Raw genomic sequence first — 10,102 nt, forward strand, 5'->3', positions numbered from 1 at the left:
CGACGGCGATCCGTACCGACCGGCCGGGCCTGATCGGGTGCCCGATCGCGCAGGACGTGTGGTCCGACGATGGCACGACGCTGCTCGTTCGCAAGGGTGCGATGGCGAAGGGCGAGCAGCGCGATGCGGTGATCCAGGGGCAGGGCGTGATCGGCGCGATCTGGGATGAGATCGACGACGGCGACGTGCACATTCCACTGAACTCGCCCGCTACCGATCCGCTCGGTGCCGCCGGTATCCCAGCCTACGTCGACGAGCACTTCTGGCTGCGGTTCAAGGGCGCGCTGATGGTCAGCCTGATTGGCGACTTCGGCCAGGCGCTGGCGAACAAGGCGAGCGGCAGCGGCAATCAGATCACATTCTCGAACAGTTCGAACGCCACGCAGGATGTGGCCGCCGAAACGTTGCGTAACACCATCAACATCCCGCCGACGGCGTATTCGAACCAGGGCTCGGTCATCAATATCTTTGTGGCGCGCGACGTCGACCTGAGTGGCGTGTATGAGAACGTCGATGCGCAAGGCAACGTGGTTGGCCAGAACGGGCAGCAATGAGGAACGGACCCATGAACCTGAAGATCACCTACCCGGACGACTTCCCGCTGCATGGGCTCGATCGCGACATGTTCGAGACGAAGCTGCGCGATGCCCTGCGTTTCTGTTTCTACGGCAACACGATCCGGCAGCTGGCCGAACGGGTCGATGCACGGCGTGCGCGTGTGGTTCCCGATGCCTTGCCACTTAGGCAGATCGCCGACGAGCACGCGTTTGAGGATTGCATGACCCTCGACGGGTGCCGGATCGACGACATGTCAGCGCCGCTGCGACGCAACCTGCTACGTAACGTCGGGGCGCGTATCGGGCTGACGATCTCGGAGTGGGGCGACAGTGCGTTGCCGTCGCTCGACGAGCCAGCCAATCATGCGGTCGATCACGCAATGGAAACGCACGCAACTAACCGTCAACCCGTCGAAACCCCGGCGATTCCCGATCACCAGACGCGACGCATCGCGCGCATCTGGCTTGCAACGGGGCTATGCGCAGCCGTGGCAATCGGCGGTGCGGGCTGGAAATTGACCCGGCCGGCCGTGCCCCTGAGTGCAACCGTGGTTTCCACGTCGCCGGCGCAAACGCTCCGCGAGCTGGCGAGCAGCGTGCCGGACGATCGACGCCCGTATCGCGTGTCCGTGCAGATCGAGCCGCAGGATACGGGAACCACGCCTCGTTGATTCTGCACGGCACTTTGATTAACGGATGTGACCCTAAACCAGAAAGGAGTACGAATGAGTGCAGTCGTAATCGATGTGATCGAGAAGGGCACGATCGCCCGCAGCTTCCTCAAGCAGATGGGCATCTCGAACTTCTTCGACGGTAGCCTCACCGAGGTCGCGATCAACCGTCCCGGTGAGATCTGGACACAGGGGAGTGCCGGATGGCGACGGCACGATGCACCGGCCTGCTCGCTCGATGCGTGCTTCAAGCTCGCGAACGCCCTGACGGTGATGAAGGGCGGCAAGTTCTCCACAAAGGAGCCGATTCATCCGGTGGTCCTGCCCGAGGGCCAGCGCGGACACGTGCTGATGCAGCCGGCCTGCGAGCAGGACACCATCTCCATCACGATCCGGATCCCGTCAGACGTGCGCTTCTCGGTCGCTGAGTACGAGCGCAACGGCTGGTTCGAGGGTTATCGGGACGTGTCGCCGCGCCGCGACACGTCGGTGTCGCTGGATCTGCAGCCGTTCGAGCTGGAGATGCTCGAGGCGAAAGCCCAGCGCAACGTCACGCGCATGCTCGAGCTCGCTGTCGCCAACCGGCTGAACATTGTGCTGGCCGGCGGCACCGGCTCCGGCAAGACCACGCTGAACAAGGCGCTCTCGGACCTCGTGCCGTCCGATGAACGGATCGGGACGATTGAGGACACGCCGGAACTGTCGCTGCCGAACCACCCGAACCGCGTACACATGTTTTTCAGCGACACGCTGCCGGCGAAGGAACTGGTGCGCTCCACGCTGCGCATGAAGTTCGATCGCGTGTTTCTCGCCGAGTGTCGCGGCGACGAGACATGGGACTACATGACGCTGCTGAACACGGGCACGCCCGGCGGTATCACAACCGTGCATTGCAACGATGCGCGCTCGGCACATTCGCGCATCGCGACGCTGGTCAAACAAAGCGCGGTCGGCCAGACGCTCGACTGGCAATTCATCATGGAACAGGTGCGCGTAACGGTTGATCTCGTCATTTTCATGCGCAACAAGCGGCTCACCGAAATCTGGTACGACCCGATCGGCAAGGCGCAACTGCTGGGGTGTGTCTCATGAGCGCCGATGCCGCGGCGCAGATGATCGAACAGATCGTGATCAGCCTGTGCGGTGCGCTCGCCGTTTTCCTGTCGCAGGACCGGCGTGTGCACTGGCGGCGCTGGGCCTGCATCTTCGGGCTGGCCGCGCAGCCGTTCTGGTTCGACATGGCGTGGCGAGCGCATCAGTACGGCGTGCTTGCGCTGTGCTTGGTCTACGCGGCGTCGTGGGCGCGCGGTTTCACGGCGCACTGGCTCGTACGCAGGGAGGATGCCTTATGAATTTCGCGATCAGCGACATCGAGGCGGCGATCGAGGGGTGGCGCATGCGTTCGTCGTCGGACGAAGCATTCGCTGGGAGCGCAGAGGCTCGCGCGCTGGCCCGGCTCTACGGCGCCGTGATCGCACACGGCTGCGAGGGCGTCACCGACGCCGGGCTGGACGACGCGCAGCGCGATGCACTGCGGATTCTTTCCACCCATGCAGCCGGAAGGCGCACGCAATGAAGGCGGATCTCCCGATTCCCGATGCACCGGCAGCTTGCATTGCACGAAATGGAGTGAGTGATGGGTAAAACCACGATCGAATGGACTGACGAAACCTGGAATCCGCTGCGTGGGTGCAGCCGCGAGTCGCCGGGCTGCATGCACTGCTACGCGGAGCAGGTCGCGCGTCGGTTCAGTGGCACGGGCCAGCCCTACGAAGGGCTGATCCAGTTCACTGCGCAAGGGGCGAAGTGGACCGGCGTGGTCAGGCCGGTGCCAGAAAAACTGGGGGCCCCACTGCTGTGGAAGCGGCCGCGGGCGGTATTCGTCAACAGCATGTCGGATCTCTTTCACCCGGCAGTGTCCTTCGAGTACATCGCGGCGGTGTTCGGCGCGATGGCCCTCGCGCCGGCGCATGTGTTCCAGATCCTGACGAAGCGCGCGAGTCGCATGCGTGAATTCTGCCAGTGGCTTGCCGATGAAGGATCCCGCGTGAGCGGCCCACAAGGTCTGTGCATCACGATGTTCCTGGTGCACGTGGAAGCCCTGCCGGAACGGTTCGCGCCGACGGCTCAACGTGGTGTCGCGAGCGCGGGCCGGTGGCCCCTGCCGAATGTCCTGCTCGGCGCAAGCGTCGAGGACCAGCGCCGCGCGGATGCGCGCCGGGACGCGCTGCACGACGTGAGCCAGCTTGGCTGGAAAACCTGGGTGAGCTATGAGCCCGCCCTCGGTGCGGTGGACTGGTCGGGCTGGTCATTCATCGACTGGATGGTGTCAGGCGGCGAGAGCGGACCGAAGGCCCGGATCTCCCGGCCGGAGTGGCATCGGGCGACGCGCGACTGGTGCGAGGGCGCAGGGCTGCCGTACTGCTTCAAGCAATGGGGGGCATGGCTGCCGCGCGAGCGCGAAGGCCAATGCACCGGGTTCGTCAATGTGGGCAAGCGTGCTGCCGGACGGCTGCTGGACGGCCGTCTTCACGACGCGATGCCGCTCACCACCTGAACAGGAGAATACCGATGAAGGCACATGTGAACTTCCGATTCGACGCAGCCGGATTCCGCGTCCATATCGGCGCGTCCACCCACTGAGGGCCGACCATGCCGAAACCGCTTCGAATTCTGATCCCTGTTGTGGTCTTCCTGCTGATCCTGTGCGGCTTCGCGTTCCTTGGCCAGTTCGCCGGCGGCCAGCTTTTCGCGAAGATGCAGAAGCTGCCGGAGGGCAGCGCGGGCGTGTTCACGCTGTACGACTACTGGCATGCCTACGGCGACGTGCCTGCGGTTGTGCGCGCGCTCAAGGTGTGCACGCTGCTGTCGGTGGTCATCACCGGCCTGCCAGTGGTCGTGATCACGATGGCGCTCGTGTCGGGCCGCAAGCGCCTCGCGCAGTTTGGCGAGGCCCGGTTCGCAACCCGTAACGACATTGTGAAAGCCGGTCTGCTGGAGAAGAAATAACCATGACGACCTCACAACATCTGTATCCGCCGTTCATTGTCGGCAAGTACAAGGGCGAATACCTGAAGTATTACGGCCAGGATTTCCTGATGACGGCTGCCGGCACCCGCTCCGGCAAGGGCACGTCGCTCGTGATCCCGAATCTTCTCACCTATCCCGATTCGGTCGTCGTTGAGGACATCAAGGAAGAGAACTACCACTATACGTCCGGCTACCGGCGGGCATGCGGTCACGAAACCTATCTGTGGGCGCCGTTCTCGGAAGACGGACGCTCGCACGCGTACAACCCGCTCGAATACATCGCCGGCCGACCCGCCTATGCGCGCGTGGGCGACGTGATGACGATCGGCGAACACCTGTATCCGTCCAACGTCGACGCACGTCTGAAGTACTGGAACGACAATGCCCGCAACCTGTTCATCGGGATCGTGCTGTATCTGCTGGAAACGCCCTCGCTGCCGTGCACATTCGGCGAGGTGCTGCGGCAGGCCTCCGGCAAGGGCAGGGCGATCCGTGAACACATCGCGTCGATCGTCAGCACGCGCGCCGATGCAGCGCATGCGACTGAGGGACTGCCGGCGCTCACGTTCGAATGTCTCGACGCGCTGAACCGCTTCCTGTCGCAATCGAAGGAAGCCTTCGCGAACATCGTATCGACGATGACCGCGCCGCTGAACGTTTTCAGCAATCCGGTTGTTGACGCGGCAACCAGCCGCTCGGACTTCGATCTGGCCGATGTGCGCAAAAAGCGTATGTCGATCTATGTGGGCATCAAGCCGGGCGACCTGAAGGCCGGTGCGCTGCTGGTCAATCTCTTTTTCTCGCAGCTGATCGACCTGAACACGCGTGAGCTGCCTGCCGAGAATCCTGCGCTCAAATACCAGTGCGCGCTGATCCTAGACGAGTTTGCAGCGCCCGGCAAGATCGACATCATCGATACGGCCAACCCGTTCATTGCTGGCTACAACCTCAGACTGATGCTGATCTTTCAGGGCATGTCCCAGCTCGAGGATCCGAAGCTGTACGGCAAGCACGGCACTGAAACGCTGGCGATCAACTGCAAGATGCGCAGCCTGTATGCGCCGCGCACGGTCAAGGAGTCAGAAGAATATTCGAAGATGCTGGGGACCTTCACGCTGATGGCGCGCTCGCGCAGCCGCAGTCGCGGCCGCAGTTCGTCGACCAGCACGAACGAGTCGGAACACGGCAGGGCACTGATGATGCCGCAGGAGCTGCGTGCACTGAAGCACAACAAACAGATCATCACGATGGAGGGGTGTGAGCCGATCCTGTGCGAGAAGGCGTTTTTCTATGAAGACGCCGATCTCGTCGACCGGCTCGTGCGGCAAAGCCCCTACCTGCAGGGGGTGATGGCGAAGCTGGAAACGACCAACCGCCGGCGTGCCTGGTTCGGTTTCGGTCCGAAGTTTCCGGACGAAACACAGATGAAACACGCTGCGTTCGTCGCGCGCGAACTGTGCGCACCCGTGCCAAAGATCGACGTCGAGCAGTGGTGGCAGACGCAGAACGCGGCCCGCCGCGCGCAGCAGGCCGCTGCAGCCGCGGACGCAGCCAGACAGTCGGCCGGTCCGGCGCGTGACGTCCGCGAGCACGAGATCGGTGTCCTCGCGCCTGTGCACCTGGCCAACCGTAACAGCATCCGCGCATCTCTATTCCAGTTGATGCCTTATCTGCGAGAAGTCCTGCCGGACGCGGCCGCCGCCGTGTCGGCGCAAACCGCAGCACCTCAATCACAGCCTGAACCGCAAGGAGTGACCGTATGAACGAGATCGAATTTCCCGCCGACCGGATCGACTACCGCGAACGCGACGCGGCAAACGCCGACGATGCTTCGACCATCCGCGCGCGCGTCACGCCGCCGGCGAACGAGCCGGACGCGGGCGCCGTGCCCGGCAGTCCGGAAACACCGGTCGATGACGCAACCGAAGAGCGCCTGAAGAAGATCCGTGCGGCAGATCGCGAGAAGGTCGAGAAGCTGCTCAAGCGCGACTCATCGACCGACGCAGCGACCAGCACAGCCACCGACGAGTCGGTGAAGCCGGCCGCCGGCACCGGCAAGCCGCTCGGGAAGAAGGGGAACGATGCGGAGAACACGATCCGCCCGAAACCGGTTTTCGAGAAGACTGGCTATGACGTGCCAAAGTCGGTCACTAACCAGTATGTGGCGCATGAAGGAAAGTTTCTCGATCGCAAAAGCGAGACGGTGCACTTCGAGGACAAGGGCCGCTCGCTGTCGACGGCCAGCGAGGACCGCGACGTGATCGCACACATGGTCGAAGTCGCGAAGGCGAAGAACTGGGGTGAGCTGCAGCTTAAGGGCAGCGAAGAGTTTCGTCGGCAGGCGTGGATCGCGGCCGAACTCGCCGGCGTTCCGACGCGTGGCTTCAAGCCTGGTGCGCAGGATCGGGCGGTACTGACTGCTGCGCGCGAGGCGATGCGCATCGGCGCCGGCGACAGATCCAATGATACGGACAAGGCGCGCACGAATGAGATGGAGGCAACAGACGCAGCGGGGCAAAAGCAGCCCGCCGCGCCGGAATCGGCGAAAGCCGCCACACCGGGGCGTGAAAACGGCGCGCCCGGAGGCGCCCGGACGAACGCCGCGCAACCTTCCGCGGCTGCGCCGGCGAGCCCCGTTCAGGGCACGCCAACGCCGGCCGGTGTCACGGCGGGAGTACTGGTGGCACAAGGGCCAGCCCCGTTCAACCATGATGAAAAGCAGAACGACAGCTACTACGCCACCGTACGGACGCAGGACGGCGAGCGCACCGTCTGGGGACTGGACCTCGAGCGCGCGATCGGCGAAAGCGGTGTGCAGCCCGGTCAGCGGATCGAGCTGGAAAAGGGAGGCAGCAAGACGGTAACAGCGCTGCAGCGCCAGTTCGACGAGAAGGGTACCGAACTCGCTCCAAAGTCAGTCGAGAGCCGGCGCAACGAATGGCTGGTGTCCTCGCCGGATGTACCGGGTCTGCCCACGCGTGAGCAGCGCGAGGCGCTGGCCAGTGTCCGCCGGGAAGTAGATGATCGCCGTCGGATCAATGAGGCACGCGAGCGGTTCCTGAGCGGAGACTGGAAATACTCGAAGGAACAGCAGAAGACGCTCGATGAAGCACGCGAGCGCATCAAGGCGCAGGCCGCGCGCGAGGTGCTGCGTGACGAGATCAAGGGTCTGCCGGAGCAGCAGCAGGAGAAGCTGATGGGGGAGTTCGAAAGCGCCGTGGCCGAGGCGCGCGCGGCTAACCGGCCACTGGACGTGCCCATGCCTCAGGTAAGCGAAGCAACGATCGAGGCTGTGCGCGAGCAGATCGAGCGCGAACGCGCTCGGCAGGGCAGAGATGGGCAGCAACCGTCACGTGAACAGGCACAGCCCGCAGCGCAAACCCAGGAGGCCGGCCATGACGCGCCAACGCTCGAGATCGAACCGTAACGAACACGTGACCGACGCTGCGCGCACGGTCGCGACTCAACTCACACAACAAACGGAGAGACGCACCATGAAAATCGCCGTCATCAATTTCTCGGGCAACGTCGGCAAAACTACCATTGCTCATCACCTTCTAGCGCCTCGACTGGAAGGCGCTGAGGTTATATCGATCGAGTCGATCAACTCGGATGGTACCGAGAGGGCCGCCTTGCGCGGCAAACAGTTCGATGAATTGCAGGACCGGATGATGACCATGCGACACGTTGTCGTCGATGTGGGGGCATCCAACGTCGAAGACTTTGTCGCGTTGATGCAAAGCTACGACGGGTCACACGAGGACTTCGACATGTTCATTGTTCCGACCGTGCCGCCTCTGAAGCAACAGCTCGATACGATAGCCACGCTTGATCAGTTGAGCGCCTTGGGCATAGCGTCCGACCGGATCAGATTGCTGTTCAATTGCGTTGATCCGAAGAGCAATCTGGATAAGGTTTTTGGTCGCCTGTTTACGCGTCATGCGGCAGTGGGTGGCTTTGTTCTCGATCCGTCCGCAGTCATTTATGAAAATCCGATTTACGAAAAGATAAAGACGATCGGCAAGACTATTACTGACGTCAACAGCGACACAACTGATTATGTTGCGTGGAACGCACGGTCAATGGAGGACGATACGCCGGAGCCCCAGCGAGCCCATATTCGTCAGATGGTCGCCATCAAACGACTGGCCACGCGCGTAACACGCGAGCATGACGACGCGTTCCGGCTTCTGGTGCACTGATGGGCGCGCCGGAAGATTCGATCCGTGAGGAACTGATCGGCGCGGTGCTGGGCGAACTCTCGCTTTTGCGCCGCGACGTGAAGGACTTGTCGCAACTCCTCGAGGCGAGCGGCAAGCAGTTCAAGGACGACGGCGAGCTGACGCTGCTGCGATTCACGTCGCGTTATGAACGGTTCCTCAACCAGTTCGCAGCATCGAGCACCGATGTGCTGGCCGAAGCGGGACGGTTTTCGGAGGCCCGCGATCAACTGCTTGGCGAGATCTCGCTCAGGCAGTACGACGAAGCCAACGGACGAAGCCGCGATCTGCTACGCGACGTTTTGCGCGAGGAGCGCGGCCGCCGTCCTGGTATCGGCCGGATCGAACTGGCCGCATGGACCGTGTGCGCCATGCTTGGCTCGGCGGCGCTCACGGTCGGAGCCCTTGCGGCGCTGCGCCTTCTGACCACCTGACAGGAGATCTCATGAAACGACTGATCGCAATATTGATCTGCGGCGCGGTCGCCACCCAGACGGTGGCGCTGGCCGACGACGACAACCCGTCCGCCTGCGGTGCCGTCCTGTGTCTCGCCGGCCTGATCGCCGGTGGCAGCGCCGGCGGGGACTGCAAAAACTATATGACCGGTTACTTTTCCATCGTGAAATTCCACCACGGCCACTTCGATGAGACAGGCACGACGAATGCCCGTCGCGATTTCACCAACCAGTGCAAGAGCGTCGGACCGGATACGAAGAAAGGTGTGAACGACAGATACGGAAACGTTCAATCTGGTCCGTGACGCGCAGCCGCTCTCTCAGGTCTTGACGAAGATTTGCCCTCGGAAGTCAGGACTTTTTACGGTGCGGGCTGCGGCCCGCACCCTTTTTCAAGTTGTTCACAGATGGACCATACGAGCATTTTATGGAGAACCGACGATGCCCCCGACAGATGAAACATGGCGCAAAGACCACGCTGCACTTCGCCTCGCGATTGAACTGCTTGGCTTTGACTGCAATCGCGTGATCGCGCATTTGCAGGTCGCCCGCGAGCCGATGTGGAGAGAACTACCGTTCCAGTTCGCGTCCGTCACGTTCGATTCGAGGAAGGCTGCCGCGTCCGGACTGAGCGAGCACGGTCAGCGGGACGTCAACCGTGTCTTCAACGCCTTGCGTAACTGTGCGTGACAGATGTAGATAGTCAATCGAGAACGACGGAAGTACACTTCCCGATGCTGTGAAAATGGTGGACCACGATGAGACTGACGTCAGGAAAACTGCTGCGGTCGATGGACCCCGGCCGCGAATATCGCGCGAGCGAGCTGGCCGAATGGTTCGACACGTCGACCGCGCAGATGAACGACATGCTATGCACACTGGTTGAAGACGGGCTCGTGCGCATGAGCAGCCATGCAACGCGCATTATCCGGTTTGAGCGTCTGGCATTTCAGCCTGCGCAACCCGTGCCTCGTTTCGTGCCGCCCCCGACGACGAGCCGGGCACGGATGTTGATGACGCACCGCCCGGCACGCACAATCCCTTTAAGGGCGGTTTCAAGAGCGAAGCGCAACACCGGGATCAATGGCCGGGGTGAGGATTGACTGGGCGGTTTCAAGAGTGAAGCGCAACAGGGGGCTAATGAATGGAAGCTGAGGTTATCGACGCGG

The 10,102-nt window shown here is 62.6% G+C and carries 14 protein-coding genes; all 14 read left to right on the forward strand.

What is annotated here, in order from left to right; genetic code table 11:
- A partial coding sequence (locus AC57B1_RS10940) for a TrbI/VirB10 family protein (protein ID WP_496417503.1) occupies window positions 1-554 on the forward strand: 554 nt, incomplete at its 5' end.
- Window positions 555-565: 11 nt separating this feature from the next.
- Window positions 566-1,228: a hypothetical protein gene (locus AC57B1_RS10945; protein ID WP_496417504.1), complete on the forward strand. Its 663-nt coding sequence runs from the start codon at window positions 566-568 to the stop codon at window positions 1,226-1,228.
- Between the two features lie 54 nt (window positions 1,229-1,282).
- The gene (gene virB11 / locus AC57B1_RS10950; protein ID WP_496417505.1) at window positions 1,283-2,320 is read left to right on the forward strand and encodes a P-type DNA transfer ATPase VirB11; all 1,038 of its coding nucleotides are present in this window, start codon (window positions 1,283-1,285) and stop codon (window positions 2,318-2,320) included.
- Window positions 2,317-2,580: a hypothetical protein gene (locus AC57B1_RS10955; protein ID WP_171928297.1), complete on the forward strand. Its 264-nt coding sequence runs from the start codon at window positions 2,317-2,319 to the stop codon at window positions 2,578-2,580. The genes virB11 and AC57B1_RS10955 overlap by 4 nt, the downstream gene beginning before the upstream one ends.
- On the forward strand, window positions 2,577-2,804 hold the full coding sequence (locus tag AC57B1_RS10960; protein ID WP_315697671.1) for a DUF3717 domain-containing protein: 228 nt from the start codon (window positions 2,577-2,579) through the stop codon (window positions 2,802-2,804). The genes AC57B1_RS10955 and AC57B1_RS10960 overlap by 4 nt, the downstream gene beginning before the upstream one ends.
- A gap of 60 nt (window positions 2,805-2,864) precedes the next feature.
- Window positions 2,865-3,785 carry a phage Gp37/Gp68 family protein gene (locus AC57B1_RS10965; RefSeq protein WP_496417506.1) on the forward strand — a complete coding sequence of 307 codons (921 nt, stop codon included), beginning with the start codon at window positions 2,865-2,867 and terminating at the stop codon, window positions 3,783-3,785.
- A 95-nt stretch (window positions 3,786-3,880) separates the two neighbouring features.
- The gene (locus AC57B1_RS10970; protein WP_200655479.1) at window positions 3,881-4,237 is read left to right on the forward strand and encodes a hypothetical protein; all 357 of its coding nucleotides are present in this window, start codon (window positions 3,881-3,883) and stop codon (window positions 4,235-4,237) included.
- A 2-nt stretch (window positions 4,238-4,239) separates the two neighbouring features.
- Entirely contained in the window at window positions 4,240-6,021 is a 1,782-nt protein-coding gene (locus AC57B1_RS10975) for a type IV secretory system conjugative DNA transfer family protein (protein WP_496417507.1), read from the forward strand.
- A complete protein-coding gene (locus AC57B1_RS10980; protein ID WP_496417508.1) occupies window positions 6,018-7,685 on the forward strand; it encodes an LPD7 domain-containing protein in 1,668 nt (555 codons plus the stop codon). The genes AC57B1_RS10975 and AC57B1_RS10980 overlap by 4 nt, the downstream gene beginning before the upstream one ends.
- A 67-nt stretch (window positions 7,686-7,752) precedes the next feature.
- Window positions 7,753-8,460 (forward strand): StbB family protein, encoded by a 708-nt coding sequence (stbB, locus tag AC57B1_RS10985; protein WP_137959724.1) that lies wholly within the window; start codon window positions 7,753-7,755, stop codon window positions 8,458-8,460.
- Complete coding sequence (locus AC57B1_RS10990) at window positions 8,460-8,912, forward strand: hypothetical protein (protein ID WP_496417509.1); 453 nt, start codon at window positions 8,460-8,462, stop codon at window positions 8,910-8,912. The genes stbB and AC57B1_RS10990 overlap by 1 nt, the downstream gene beginning before the upstream one ends.
- 11 nt (window positions 8,913-8,923) lie before the next feature.
- Window positions 8,924-9,238: a TrbM/KikA/MpfK family conjugal transfer protein gene (locus AC57B1_RS10995; RefSeq protein ID WP_496417510.1), complete on the forward strand. Its 315-nt coding sequence runs from the start codon at window positions 8,924-8,926 to the stop codon at window positions 9,236-9,238.
- Between the two features lie 136 nt (window positions 9,239-9,374).
- Entirely contained in the window at window positions 9,375-9,623 is a 249-nt protein-coding gene (locus AC57B1_RS11000; protein WP_496417511.1) for a hypothetical protein, read from the forward strand.
- Window positions 9,624-9,691: 68 nt separating this feature from the next.
- Complete coding sequence (locus AC57B1_RS11005) at window positions 9,692-10,036, forward strand: hypothetical protein (protein WP_496417512.1); 345 nt, start codon at window positions 9,692-9,694, stop codon at window positions 10,034-10,036.
- The last annotated feature ends 66 nt before the right edge of the window (window positions 10,037-10,102 follow it).

The sequence above is a fragment of the Paraburkholderia sp. BGA-UO-ETr-F21 genome (assembly GCF_059567925.1).

Excerpts from the sequence above, each read along its gene's own strand:
- AC57B1_RS10975 (WP_496417507.1), top strand. The coding sequence starts at position 4,240 with ATGACGACCTCACAACATCTGTATCCGCCGTTCATTGTCGGCAAGTAC.
- AC57B1_RS10955 (WP_171928297.1), top strand. The coding sequence starts at position 2,317 with ATGAGCGCCGATGCCGCGGCGCAGATGATCGAACAGATCGTGATCAGC.
- AC57B1_RS10990 (WP_496417509.1), top strand. The coding sequence starts at position 8,460 with ATGGGCGCGCCGGAAGATTCGATCCGTGAGGAACTGATCGGCGCGGTG.
- virB11 (WP_496417505.1), top strand. The coding sequence starts at position 1,283 with ATGAGTGCAGTCGTAATCGATGTGATCGAGAAGGGCACGATCGCCCGC.
- AC57B1_RS11005 (WP_496417512.1), top strand. The coding sequence starts at position 9,692 with ATGAGACTGACGTCAGGAAAACTGCTGCGGTCGATGGACCCCGGCCGC.
- AC57B1_RS10965 (WP_496417506.1), top strand. The coding sequence starts at position 2,865 with ATGGGTAAAACCACGATCGAATGGACTGACGAAACCTGGAATCCGCTG.
- AC57B1_RS10995 (WP_496417510.1), top strand. The coding sequence starts at position 8,924 with ATGAAACGACTGATCGCAATATTGATCTGCGGCGCGGTCGCCACCCAG.
- AC57B1_RS11000 (WP_496417511.1), top strand. The coding sequence starts at position 9,375 with ATGCCCCCGACAGATGAAACATGGCGCAAAGACCACGCTGCACTTCGC.
- AC57B1_RS10970 (WP_200655479.1), top strand. The coding sequence starts at position 3,881 with ATGCCGAAACCGCTTCGAATTCTGATCCCTGTTGTGGTCTTCCTGCTG.
- AC57B1_RS10945 (WP_496417504.1), top strand. The coding sequence starts at position 566 with ATGAACCTGAAGATCACCTACCCGGACGACTTCCCGCTGCATGGGCTC.
- AC57B1_RS10980 (WP_496417508.1), top strand. The coding sequence starts at position 6,018 with ATGAACGAGATCGAATTTCCCGCCGACCGGATCGACTACCGCGAACGC.
- AC57B1_RS10960 (WP_315697671.1), top strand. The coding sequence starts at position 2,577 with ATGAATTTCGCGATCAGCGACATCGAGGCGGCGATCGAGGGGTGGCGC.
- stbB (WP_137959724.1), top strand. The coding sequence starts at position 7,753 with ATGAAAATCGCCGTCATCAATTTCTCGGGCAACGTCGGCAAAACTACC.